The 12927-nt window shown below is 35.4% G+C and carries 6 protein-coding genes; 4 read left to right on the forward strand and 2 right to left on the reverse strand.

What is annotated here, in order from left to right; all coding sequences use genetic code 11:
• The first annotated feature begins 407 nt into the window (after positions 1-407).
• The 4 genes from ACP6PM_RS28085 (at position 408) to ACP6PM_RS28100 (ending at position 9225) form a co-directional block, all read left to right on the forward strand.
• Positions 408-2687 (forward strand): DNA phosphorothioation-associated putative methyltransferase, encoded by a 2280-nt coding sequence (locus ACP6PM_RS28085; protein WP_426590187.1) that lies wholly within the window; start codon positions 408-410, stop codon positions 2685-2687.
• A 917-nt stretch (positions 2688-3604) separates the two neighbouring features.
• Entirely contained in the window at positions 3605-4180 is a 576-nt protein-coding gene (locus tag ACP6PM_RS28090; RefSeq protein ID WP_426590188.1) for a rhomboid family intramembrane serine protease, read from the forward strand.
• Between the two features lie 950 nt (positions 4181-5130).
• Complete coding sequence (locus ACP6PM_RS28095; protein WP_426590189.1) at positions 5131-8310, forward strand: protein kinase domain-containing protein; 3180 nt, start codon at positions 5131-5133, stop codon at positions 8308-8310.
• 477 nt (positions 8311-8787) lie between these two features.
• Positions 8788-9225 (forward strand): DUF4079 domain-containing protein, encoded by a 438-nt coding sequence (locus ACP6PM_RS28100; RefSeq protein ID WP_426590190.1) that lies wholly within the window; start codon positions 8788-8790, stop codon positions 9223-9225.
• 138 nt (positions 9226-9363) lie between these two features.
• On the opposite strand, the gene ACP6PM_RS28105 is transcribed toward ACP6PM_RS28100, so the two are convergent.
• Positions 9364-10032, reverse strand: a complete 669-nt coding sequence (locus ACP6PM_RS28105) for a hypothetical protein (RefSeq protein ID WP_426590191.1) — start codon at positions 10030-10032, stop codon at positions 9364-9366.
• 20 nt (positions 10033-10052) lie between these two features.
• Positions 10053-12734, reverse strand: coding sequence for a GH92 family glycosyl hydrolase (locus tag ACP6PM_RS28110; protein ID WP_426590192.1), 2682 nt, complete (start codon positions 12732-12734; stop codon positions 10053-10055).
• Positions 12735-12927: the final 193 nt, after the last annotated feature.

Raw genomic sequence — 12927 nt, forward strand, 5'->3', positions numbered from 1 at the left:
GGGAAAAAGCGGTCGTTTGCGGAGCATTCCGTCAGGATGGGATGGCGAGGTCTCCTCGCCATATACAATCTCCCCTTGAGAAATAAATTTTTTCGGCGTTGGTCAATCCAATCCGTTTTAGGGAGAGGTAATTATCCATTATCAATTATCAATTATCCATTAATGAAAAATCCCCTACCTAGCAAGAACCTAATAATGATACTCTAAAATTTTCGACAAATAAATACTCAATTCAAACTTTTATAGCGCTTTTCATCTATATAGATTACAGTTAGTACGGACAACCCAAAAGCATTTTTATCTAACCTACTTCCTACTCCCTACCACAAAATTATTTTGTGGTCTACTTAAATGAAAAGTGCTGTAAATTTTAACTTCTGTGAAAAGGTATCGGACAGATTTTAGCAATGGAAAATCAACTTAATTTTCAAAAAAAAAGTTATTCTGAACTCCTACTATATCTGGCTTTAAATATAAAAGACTTTCAAATATTACCCAAAATAAAATTAGAAACTGACTTACCCCAGAAAGTTAGAGACAATATCAAAACTTATTTTTGTACTTATAAGTCTGCTTGTGAATTTGCTAACCAGATATTCCTAGAAATTCACAATCCTGGTGCGATAAAAAAATACTGTCAACAAAGCAAAATAGGGAAAAAATTACCAACTGCATTTTATATTCATATCTCTGCTTTAGAAGAACTTCATCCTTTACTGCGACTCTACGAAAATTTAGCTCATCGTTTATATTTAAAAGGTTTTTCTCAGGAAAAAGCTGATGCCAAGATCGCCACATTAATAAAGTTTAACTTTGACAAACCAACAATTTCTTATTTACACTATCCAGATTTTGATATTGACCCTCATCCTGCCTTAAAAACTAGCATTTCCATTAATATGAATGAGGGAAAAATTGAGCAGAGAAACTATAGCCATAGTCAAAATCCTCCTGTGCTGCATCGGAAAGAAACTTTTGTTAGTCCTGAATATCCCCACTACCAAAAATTCGCTCAATTAACTTCTGCTGAAGTAAAACTAGGACTGTTAGATAATACTCGTTTAATTGGTACTCGCCAAGGATGGTTAACTCACCTCAAAAATCATGGCATAGAAATTCGAGACCATGATGTAATTCAGCATACTATTGAGATGCCAATTCCCAAAATAGAACGTCATAAAGCTGCCATAGTTCGTAAACAAATTTCTAAACCAGTACGTTTAGCTGTAGAAGCAAATCTATTTACAGAAAGCACAACTTTTTTTGACTATGGTTGTGGATATGGTGAGGATATTAAACTTATTGCTAAAAAAGGTTATTTAAGTGCAGGTTGGGACCCTTATTATTTGCCAGAAACTCCTTGTATTGCTGCTGATATTGTTAATCTTGGTTATGTAATTAATGTAATAGAATCTTTGGCAGAACGTAGGGAAGCTTTGATTAAATCTTGGCAGTTGACTAAACAAATTTTAATTGTTTCTGCTCTGGTATTAATTGATGATAGTAAAACTGAGGGAAAAGTTGCTTATGGAGATGGAATAATTACAGCTCGTAAGACTTTTCAAAAATATTATGAACAGGAAGAATTAAAGTCTTATATTGACCAAGTGTTAAATGTAGATTCGATTCCTATTGATTTAGGAATTTTATTTGTTTTTAGAGATGAAACAGAAGCTCAAAATTTCCGGGCATCTCGGTTGAGAACCCGTTTATCTACACCCATAATTACTTGCAAAAATAAGCGGTTTGAAGATTATCAAGAACAGCTTATTCCTTTAATGAACTTTATGAGCGAACGTGGTCGTCTACCAGTTAGAGGGGAACTTGCTGAAGAGACAGATTTAATTGCAGAATTTGGTACTTTTCGTCGTGCCTTTCAAGTAATTCTCCAAGCAACCAACTATCAAGAATGGGATAAAATAACAGATAAACGTCGTCAAGATTTATTAGTATATATAGCCTTAACAAAATTTGGTCGTCGCCCTAAACTTTCCCAATTATCAGTAGTAGTCAGAAATGATATTAAAGTTTCATTTGGTAGTTATACCCAAGCCTGTACCTTAGCCGATTTAATGTTATTTAGTTTAGGTGAACCTGACTTGATTAGTAAATGTTGCCAAAATAGTTGTATTGGTTATAAATCTGCTAATTCTCTATTTGTTCATGTTTCTACTGTAGCAAAACTTGACCCCTTACTGCGACTTTATGAAGGTTGTGCTAATCGTACAATTGGTAGATTAAATGAGGCAACTATCGTTAAATTTCATCATAAACTACCGATAATATCTTATTTATTTTATCCCGACTTTGATAGAGAAGCTCACCCAGTTTTACATACAACTATGAATATTGATTTGCGAGACTTAAGCGTCAGCCATGAGGATTATACAAATGAATATAATCCACCAATTTTGCACAGAAAAGATGCTTTAGTAACTCCAGATTATCCCCACTATGAAAAATTTGCTAAACTTACAGTGCAAGAAGAAGATAGAGGACTTTTAAATAATTTCAAACAAATTCAAAATAGACTTGGGTGGCTCAAATGTTTAGAGGAAAATTGTGCAGAAATTAAAGGTCATCGTGTTTATTGGCGTACTAATGTTGACCCTTATCAGTTAAAAATATTAAAGTCTGCTGATGCTGCTCGGAAGCGCAGAAGAAAACAACAACTCAATCAGGAATGAATAATCTAGCGACTGAAGATATTTTATATAGAAATTAATACTCAGCTATCAGTCCATTACTAAATACCAAATCTCAAAAAATTTGTACATATTGTGAAAAAAGCTCTTATATTAATTCCCAAAAACTTGGCTATACTTGGAATTTATTTTTCTAAATACTATTTATTGACGTGATATAAGTATTTAATAATATTTGTTATTTTGATGGTTATTTTGGCACTTTCCAAATGTAGCATTACTTTTGATAAATGGTATTAAGTGTTAGGGGTTGGGGAAAAATACTAAAGTATAATACCAAATTCAAAAAATATAGTTACAGTAGAATAAGTGTAAAACTATTAATAAATTTGCTACCGACATGGGGATACGAATGAATTTATCCCTGAAAGCGTCAAAAAAATTTCATAACTTAATAAGCTGTTTTTAGTCAATTATGGATTAGTTTGACTCTGATGTAAAATAAATCTATAGAATTTTTACCTCCTGATTCCTGATATCATGTCCGTTTATATCGTTTTTGTAAAAGTTAGCGTAAATATCAACAGGAAATTTAAGTTTTTTCTTGCTCTTAAACCTTCCTCCCTCTCGTCCCTCTTCTGTGTTCCCTCTTCTGTGTTCCCTGTTCCCTACCTTTGCTATACAATACCGATGCTACCGGACATGATATGATTCCTGATTTCTGAACTTCTGATTCCTAGAAACCCAATAGTTTGTAGCAATATTTTTTGAAATTGCTATAAAGTAGTTGTCAAATAAAGCATAAATTTTTGATAAATGGTATAACCCAAGGCTACCCCCAATAAATTTATTGTTTATCTTATTGTGCCTGACTTTCCAGGGTAGTTACTGTGCTTCATTAACATGACAAACGCTATAGTTTAAAATAGTGGGAATATATCAACTATAACTTAAAACCAATGAACAAATTATTTGAAAAACTGAATACCCAGGTGACAATTTTGGGAAGTATTATCGCTATTCTTTGGATTGTTCAAATTATTAATGCCGAACTTTTAGCAGGAAAACTGAATTATTATGGCGGAATTCATCCTCAAAGTTCTATGGGAATTACTGGTATTTTTTTTGCTCCATTTTTGCATGGTAGTTATGCTCACTTGGTAGCTAATATTGTGCCACTAATCACTCTTGGTTGGTTAATCATGTTACGGGGATTTGGTGATTTTTTCTTTGTGAGCATTGTTACTATAATTGTTAGTGGTTTAGGTATTTGGTGTTTTGGTTCACCAGGTTCTATTCATATCGGTGCTAGTGGATTAATTTTTGGTTATTTCGGTTTTTTGTTACTCCGAAGTTTATTTGATTTTAGTATTTTATCAGTTATTTTCGCCTTAACTGCTGGTTTTCTTTACAGTGGTTTAATTTGGGGTATTTTACCTTCCGATCCTGATGTATCTTGGGAGGCACACTTATTTGGTTTTCTGGGTGGGATACTTGCAGCTCAACTTTTGGGCAAACGCAAAAGAAATACTTAGAATAGTCTTAGTGCAAAAAAACTTAATCTCTGTTTAATTTACTAATAGTTTAACTTGGAATTAAAGTCTATTCCATGTAAATTTAATACACTGACTTATAGTAGATTATATCGACAAAAATGAAACCTTAATTCAAGACTTCAAACACTCTTTGAAAATCTACTGCTACTGTACTTCATACCATTTCACGGAAGTCAAAAGTTAAAAGTAATATTTTATAGGCTCAAAACTTTTACTATACAGTAATTTCAGGAAATTATTTCATATTTTAAAGTTTGAAATTCTTTGTGCAATCTTTAAAGTAAATTGGTATCATCTACCTGGAATTTACTGTATTAGTTACCGAAAAATTAAGGTTTAAAGCCTCTCCTTTCAATGATAAAAAAGTGGTCGTTTGCGGAGCAGTCCGTTAGGATGGGATGGCGAGGTTTCCCGCTATTTCAGAGCCACTCCGCAATTCAAGTCGCTCCGCTTTTCATGTCGGCTCTTAGCCAAAAACGCCATATCCAATCTCCCCTTGAGAACAAAAAAATTCCTTTTAACCAATCCTATCTGTTTTAAGAAGAGGTAATAATTAATTATTAATTATTGAAATCATGTCCGGTTAAATACTGGTAATAACAGGGAACAGCAAATAAGCGAGAAATTAGGGATGTTGTAGACAATGTCCCTATAGAATAATATTATTTATAACTTATATTCCACACTTCCTTGCTAGACACGAAAAGTAGTATGACATAGAGAAAAAGAGCTAAGTATTTATACTAAGTAAATTATCGATCTGAAGCAATAATTAATGACTTATTTGAAAGTAGACTACTCTAAATCTATGTTCCCAGTTCCCAAGTTAAGGCAAACCCTAAAAACATAATATTTTGTGCTACAAAATAAACTGCGGAATGTGAAATGTGGGTTTAAACTTGAGATAGTATCTACTATTAAATTGAAAGATGATGGAGCAAGTTCAGACTCTTAGAAAAACATATACTGTTATCCAAGACTTAAAAAAAGGACCCTTTGGCAAAACTTATCTAGCTGAAAATCAGCAGACAGTTAACAAATCTCTGTGCATAGTCAAACAATTTCAACCTAATACCAGCGACCCTTCTATTTTAGAAGCAGCACGATGTCGGTTTGAAAAAGAAGCGACAACCTTAAAACAGTTAGGCAACCATGAGCAAATTCCCCAACTTTTGGATCATTTTGAGGAAGACCAAAAATTTTATTTAGTCCATGAATTTATTGAGGGCCATGATTTAGGGAGGGAAATTACTAATGGTAAACAACTGCCTCAAAGTCAACTAATTATGTTGCTTTACGATACCTTAGAAGCATTAGAATACATCCATCGTCAAGATGTAATTCACGGTGATATTAAACCCTCCAATTTAATCAGACGTAAATCAGACAATAAAATAGTAGTTACCGACTTTGGGGCAATAAAAGAAATTGAAACATTGGTGTTATCTTCAGACGGAAAAGTACAAGCTTCTGTAGTAGGTACACCAGGTTATATGTCAGTGGAACATTTGGGAGGAAGACCCAAAATAAATAGTGATATTTACGCTTTAGGAATAACAGCTATTCAAGCTTTAACAGGTGTTGAACCAATAGATTTGCTACACCATAGCAAAACTAATGAAGTTTTGTGGCGGGAACTAGCAGTGGTAGAAAATGAGTTGGCAGATATTTTGGATAAGATGGTTTGCAGTCAATATGAAGAACGTTACCAGTCTGCTACAGAAGTGCTAAATGACCTAGAAGAATTATATAAAAACATACAAAATTTACAAAGAATTGGAACTATTCTGAATAAGCACTACAAAATTATTCGACTGTTAGGAGAAGGAGATTATGGTCAAACTTATTTAGTTCAAGATCAACAAAAGCTGGATAATTCTCTATGTGTAATTAAACAGATTAAGCCCAAGTCAAAAAATCCTTTACTATTACGGGAAGTAAAAAAATTATTTGAAGAAGAAGCACAAATTATTTACAACCAAGGAATACATGACCAAATTCCATCCATATTAGATGAATTTGAGGAAAATCAAGAATTTTATTTAGTTCAAGAATATGTTGAAGGTAATAGCTTAAATTACGAAATCGATCAAGGTAAATTTAATCAAGCTGAAGCAAAAAAATTATTAGAAGAGGTACTGCAAATTCTCATATTTGTTCATCGTCAGGTACTCCATTTAGATATTAAACCTTCTAATTTAATTAGGCGTTCCGATGGCAAAATTGTCTTAATTGATTTTGGCTCACTTAAACAACTTTCTTCTGTAACTTTAAATGAGCAGAGACAACTTATAATTACTCGTTTTGTGGGTACTCATGGTTATATGCCTAAGGAACAGTATACAAGGAATCCTAGTCCTAGTAATGACCTATATGCTTTGGGGATGACAGTTGTCCATGCTTTAACAGGTTTATTTCCAGCCGAAATAGGTCGAGACCCAAAAACTGGGGATTTGGGATGGCGGAATTATACTGAGGTAAGCAATCAATTTGCTGCTATTATTAACAGGATGGTAAATCCCTATTTTCGCGCTCGTTATCAAAGTGCAGATCAAGTTCTTAATGATATCTGGAATATTGGCAGTCAAACAGAATTTTTGATTGGGTCGGAAACTCCTATTTCTGTGGAACCAGAAATTAATAATTCTACAGAAATAGAGACAGAAAACTCTGCCAATTTAGAGCTGGATATTAATGTTCAGAATCAAGATTTGACTGAAACAGATAATGATAATATTCTGCCAGAAAATTCGGCGGCTAATCTTACTCCGTCACCCTCTATTAATTTGGCTTCCAATACATCTGCCAAGAAAAAAAGTTCCTTTCGTTTGTTGCCGTTTTCTTTGATTTCTCTGGGAGCTACAGTTGTAATTGCTGGGATACTTTTCTGGTCTGAAATTAAATTTCTTTACCTACTTAATAAATGTAATAAGTGGATTGAAGCAGAGCAACCAGAAGTAGCAGAAAGTTTCTGTGCAGAATCTATAAAAATCAAACCAAATGACTCGAATGCTTTAAAAAATAATGGAGATATACTGTTTGATTTGCAGCGCTATCAAGCAGCTTTAGTTGCCTACAACAAAGCAATAGAAAATAAGCAAGATTTTTATTTAGCTTGGAATGGCAGAGGTTTAGTTTTAAATAAATTAGAGCGTTATCAACAGTCTTTGGATGCTTATGAAAAAGCAATTCAGATATCTACAAATAATTTCAAAGCTTGGAATGGTAAAGGAATAGCATTGATTAGTATAGGTCAGTTTGAAGAAGCATTAAAAGCTATTAATCAAGCTATTGCTGTCGATCCGATGGAACCTCAATCTTGGGAGAATAAAGGTATAGTTTTAGAGTATTTAAACCGTAATCTTGATGCCAGAAAAGCTTTTGAAGAAGCGCTCGCTTTACTTGAACGACAAATTAGAGATAACCCAGAAGATTTGGCAGCAATGGTTGACCGAGGCCAAGTATTGAGTAAACTACAGCGTCATCAAAAAGCATTAGCTTCTTATGAACAAGCTTTACAGTTAAACCCAGATTTTTATCGCGCTTCTATGGGAAAAGGTAATACTTTATTTTTCTTACAGCGCTTTGAGGAAGCTTTAGATGCTTATAAAAAAGCTACTGAAAGTCGGCCAAAGTACCACATTGCTTGGCATAATCAAGGTAGTTTTCTTGCTGATGGTTTACAGCGATATGAGGAAGCAGTTGCTTCTTATCAAAAAGCGATAGATATCGATCCTAGTTTTGCACCTGCTTGGCGAGATAAAGGTTTTGCCTTAATGCGGCTGGAAAAAAATCAAGAAGCTATAGCTGCTTTTGACGAAGCGATTAAAATTAATGCTGATGATTTTCAATCTTGGGGTAGTCGTGGTATTGCTTTGACTAAGTTAAAGCGTTATGATCAAGCGGTAGCTTCTCTGAAGAAAGGGATTGCTATTAATTCTCAAGACCCGATAGCTTGGTCTAACTTAGGTTGGGTGCTAGGAGAAATGGAGAAATATGAGGAAGCGATCGCTGCTTATGACAAAGCTATTGAAATTAAGCCAGATTTTACACCTGCTATTAAAGCGCGTAAAAAACTACAGGAAAAGTCTAGGAATTCTTGGTATTAAAGGATATTGAGTTGCTGTAGATGTTAGATAATATCCGCTTCATTAGCGATAGACAAACTTTACCCACCTAATTTTCTGTTATGAGTATTTAATCCAGATATACGCTAATTTTCTGATTTTTTTTCTGCTCCTAACTTTTCCCTAGTTATTTATAATTATTCAACCAAAAATAATATTAGTTTGTTTAATTGATTAAATTAATTTCGCAAAAATTAATTTTAAACCTTTGTAATTCTTAAGCTAAATAGTTTCTGGAGATGTCTAATTCAAGCTTTATATCAAACCCGATAATTAGTTATTATAAAGTCATTGCGACTGTAACGGAGTGGAAGGAAGCAATCTCAGGGGTGGCGCGAGATTGCTTCCTATGTTATGAGGTACACCCATCGCGGGCAAGATGCCCGCACTACAATATTTTCATCATTGTACCCTATACCTCATTTGTCCGAAATTTGCTGTATAATCAAAACTAATTATATGAATTTACCTTCTTTTCTGTGGCTGTGGAAAATAGCAGCTTGGTCTATGGGTCTTTCCCTCTTTGCTTACTCATTATTAGCAGTGACTGGTGGTTGGATGTTTTTTGCTCGCCATAACAAACAAAAACGGCCTCAATGGTTGCGACCCTTTCATTATATTATCGGGGGAATAATGGTATTTTTAGTAATTTTGTTACTGGCAATTGGTTTAGTGGGAACTATTGGCTATTATGGTGACTTAGGTCATTCTGTTCATTTACCTGCTGGTTTAACCGTTGTGACATTGGTGTTAGTTTCTGCCTGGAGTGCAACTCAGATTAATCCTAAACAAACTTGGGCGCGATCGCTTCATATCACGACTAATATTATTTTGTTGTTGAGTTTCGCGACAGTATCTTTGACAGGTTGGAGTGTTGTGCAGAAGTATTTACCGTAACCTAACAAATGCGACTGAGTGCAAGATTTTGGGCGTGTCGGTTAGGGATTTAGTTGGGGGCGGGTTTATCTGAATCATTGGGAAGACCGTTAACTTAACACCGAACCCGCCCCTACCATTGCAATATTTTGGGTGAAATTAGTATTCACGTTTTAAAAATTCCACTGTGTTTTCATTAATTAGCACCCAACCACTTTTTGATAATAGACTAACCTTTACCCACCAGGCTGTTTTATAGGACGCACTGTAACATGGTCTACACAGACCTGCATAAATATTACCTTGGTATTCAAAGAATATTTGACCCTCTGCTCGGTTTTGTAATACATTAATTTGGTCTCCTTTTTGAAGAGTCAGGTCGGTCTGTTTTCCGGATGAATAATAAGCATCTCTCGAAAGGTATTTGATATTTCCATAATTAGTTACTTCCAATGTTTGGGTTTCTTGGATAATGAGAGAACCTGGTTCGATCGTTTGATATAGAGTTTCGGTGAAATTGAGGATAGTTCCCTTTTTTACTTCCATTCCTTTTACAGGTGGCGAGTCTAAGTTAGGTTTTAGTAATGGTTGGAGATTAATTTTTGATTTAAAACGTGGGATACCTTCTCCTGGCCATAAACCACTGGAAAATAAAACATCTGACTTATTAGAACTGGAACCTGGTTCCGATAAAGCTAAACCAGAAGATAAAAAAATCAAAAATACTAAACATATTGAAGGAACTATTTTTTTCTGCCAATATTTCTGAAGCAGTTCAACTATTAAAGCACTTTGCAGATTTTGTAAACTCTTGAAAATTTCTAACATTTTAATCTCCAAAAAAATCATTAATCTTGACTAAAACTAAATTCTTCAAACACAACAGAAAAACCATCCCCATCAGGAGAAGCACACATCAAACCCACCTGCAACTGATTTGCTGTAGTCAAATAAGCTAACCTCAATAAACTATAACTTTCCCCATCCAAAGAATATCCCACCTCCACTGTTTCCCCACTCCGCTTTAAGCACAACCAAAGACTTTCTGGGTTTTCCGACAACGGCACCACTGACCAGTCAGAATATTCTCTTGTCACCACAACACTCGCTTGTTGCACACCGTTGACAAATTCAATTCCACATTTTACCCAAGTCTTTTCATCCAAACGCACCATCAAACCTGCTTGGTCATATAATGCTTGATATTGACCAGTAACTTTAACTTTGGCAATAAAATTACCTGTAATATTCCGATAATAAAAATGACCATTATCCCGAATAAAATCATAGTGAGTCACCCGCCAAAAATCAGTTTTTGCTCCCGTGGTAACTTGAATTACTCCATCTTGCTCGCTCCAGATAGGAGGAGTGTTATACCATTGCATCACATTTGTTGGCATTGGTGAATTTATTGGCGTTGGTGAGGAAATACTCAGCACACCACCATTCATAATATCTTGATATGAAATTTGCCAACCTGATACAGCTTTACCATTGAGTAAATAAGGTTCAGAATGACTACCTTTTTGGATAATGAAATTATTGCCATTATCTAAATGTATAGTCGCTTGAGGAAAATGCAAATATCCCAAATCAAACATTGGCGTACCCGGAGTTACCTGATATAAACCCAGGGAACTGAGAATATACCAAGCAGACATTTGTCCGCAGTCTTCATTGCCGATAATACCATCTGGTGTAGCTTTGTACATTGTCGTAAGTATTTCCTGCACATAAGCACGAGTCAGATCGTTGCGATCGACAAAATTGAAAAGATAGGGGATATGATGACTGGGTTCGTTGCCATGAGCATATTGCCCAATTAATCCTGTAATATCCGGCAGTTCATTACCTAGACTACTATCCAGAGAAAATAGTTTTTCCAGTTGTGCTAAAAATTCTGATTCTCCACCCATCAGTTGAATTAAGTCAGGAATATTATGGGGTACAAACCAGGTATATTGCCAGGAGTTACCCTCAATAAATGGAGAATCCCATGCTGCTGCAAACGGATCGAAATTATCCCAACTACCATCCTGACGTTTGGGGCGCATTAATTTTTGACTGGGGTCGAATACCTGGCGGTATGCTTGAGAACGTTTTTCATAACTTTCTGCCAGACCAATATTTCCGAAACTTCTGGCAACCTGAGCGATCGCCCAGTCATTATAGGCAAATTCTAGAGTCCGCGATACTGACCAATTAACATTAACGTCTGAGGGAACGAAACCATAACTACGATAGGCATTTAATTCTGCTTCATTTCTATTCATGGTGTTGATCGCTGCTCCTAACGCCCACCAATTATCATAGTTCCGCAAACCTTTGATAAAAGCATCTACAATAACACTAATAGCATGACGACCAACCATAGTTTTAACGTCTTTTTCTCCTAATTTCCATTTGGGTAGGTAACCAACTTGGTCATAATGTATCAACATAGATTTGATATATTCATTAGTTTCTGAAGGTTCGAGCAAAGTCATCAATGGGTGGAGAGCGCGAAATGTATCCCACAGGGAAAATAAGGTGTAGTTGGTAAAACCTCCGGCGGTGTGAATGCCTCCATCTGCTCCCCGAAACCGTTTGTCTACATCCATATATATATGTGGAGCTTTGTAGGTATGGTAGAGAGCAGTGTAGAAAATGATTTTATCTGTTTCGTTTTCGGTTTCAATATCAATTTTTGCCAGTTTCTCACGCCATAGTTCTTTACTGGAGTCAACTGTTTCGTAAAATTGCCAGGTGGGAATTTCTTTGGCGAGGTTTCTTTGCGCTCCATTAATATCTACTGCGGAAATACCAACTCGCACTTTGAGATCGGAAATTTGCCCTAATTCCAGATATGATTGAATATATTTGTTATTTGCACTGTTGAGTTGATTAAGATTTTTTCCATCAGTGGAGATATACATTTTTTGCAGTGGTTTATCTATTTTGATATAAAAATAAATTCTTTGTTCTGGCGACCAACTTTGACTGATGCGACTGCCAACAATAGTAAAGGGGTCTAATACTTTGATACTAGCAGAGAGAGTGTTTTCGTCTCGGCGATGAACTAAGTCTATGAGCAGTTTAACGTTAGCATTTTCGGGAAAAGTATAGTAGTGAAAACCACTCCGTTGTTTAGCTGTAAGTTCGACTTGTACCCCTGAGTTTAATTTGACTTTGTAGTAAGCAGGAGAAACTGTTTCTGAATTTTTGTCAAAACGTTCCCGATAACCGGAGTCTGGGTTTGACAAAGTCCCGGGTTCGAGTACCATCGAACCAATTTTTGGCAAAATTAAAATATCTCCATAGTCTGCAATACCTGTACCGCTTAGGTGAGTGTGGGAAAAACCGAGAATACTACGATCGCTATCATAGTATCCAGAGCTGGCATCCCACCCTTCGACTCTGGTATCCGGACCAAGTACGACAAAACCATTGGGAACGCTTGCCCCTGGGTGAGTGTGACCGTTGCCGCCTGTACCTATTAGGGGGTTGACATATTTGAGGTTGTTTGAAGTTTGTGTGTTTGTATTAGTCATAAATTCGGGGAGGAATAGAAATTTAGGTTTTTCAGTTAGGGCGAGTATTCAGATTTTGAAAGTAGCGATAATATCTTAATAATATCAAATCAGGATGATTGTTATTGTAATATTATATCCGGTTGAATAGTTATTATTCGGGACTTACCCATGAGGAATGAAATATCAACGTTTGAGATTGCTATCCTAACGG

The sequence above is a fragment of the Dapis brunnea BLCC-M229 genome (assembly GCF_050015995.1).
Taxonomy (GTDB): domain Bacteria; phylum Cyanobacteriota; class Cyanobacteriia; order Cyanobacteriales; family Microcoleaceae; genus Trichodesmium.

Coding starts and splice junctions, on each gene's coding strand:
- ACP6PM_RS28100 (WP_426590190.1), top strand. CDS start 8,788: ATGAATTTACCTTCTTTTCTGTGGCTGTGGAAAATAGCAGCTTGGTCT.
- ACP6PM_RS28090 (WP_426590188.1), top strand. CDS start 3,605: ATGAACAAATTATTTGAAAAACTGAATACCCAGGTGACAATTTTGGGA.
- ACP6PM_RS28085 (WP_426590187.1), top strand. CDS start 408: ATGGAAAATCAACTTAATTTTCAAAAAAAAAGTTATTCTGAACTCCTA.
- ACP6PM_RS28095 (WP_426590189.1), top strand. CDS start 5,131: ATGATGGAGCAAGTTCAGACTCTTAGAAAAACATATACTGTTATCCAA.
- ACP6PM_RS28110 (WP_426590192.1), bottom strand. CDS start 12,734: ATGACTAATACAAACACACAAACTTCAAACAACCTCAAATATGTCAAC.
- ACP6PM_RS28105 (WP_426590191.1), bottom strand. CDS start 10,032: ATGTTAGAAATTTTCAAGAGTTTACAAAATCTGCAAAGTGCTTTAATA.